Below are 278 nucleotides of genomic sequence, written 5' to 3'. Positions count from 1 at the left end.
ATAGTGCAGGGGGCTGGAACCGGCACAGGCCAGCACGACCGCCACGATGATCATCGACACCGCGAGCGAGCCGATCATTGCGTTGGCGCTGCCCCGCTGCAACAAGCGGGCGAAGACGAACTGGTTCAACAGCACCGCGAACGTGCCGAGCACCAGACACGATACGCCTAGCGCCACCGCGAACGGCATGCCGGCGCGCTGACAGCCGAGCGTGATGAACGCGCCGAGCATCGCATATTGCACGTGGGCGATGTTCGGGAAGCGCACGAGGGAATACA

The 278-nt window shown here is 64.4% G+C and carries 1 pseudogene; it reads right to left on the bottom strand.

From position 1 onward, the window contains the following. Nucleotides 1-231: pseudogene (locus SB822_RS56705) on the bottom strand (branched-chain amino acid ABC transporter permease); the annotation flags it as partial. Between the last annotated feature and the right edge of the window lie 47 nt (nucleotides 232-278).

This window comes from Paraburkholderia sp. SIMBA_054 (genome assembly GCF_046534875.1).
Taxonomy (GTDB): domain Bacteria; phylum Pseudomonadota; class Gammaproteobacteria; order Burkholderiales; family Burkholderiaceae; genus Paraburkholderia; species Paraburkholderia hospita.
The sequence above is the reverse complement of the archived record's forward strand: the minus strand, read 5'-3'. Positions and strand labels throughout refer to the sequence as shown.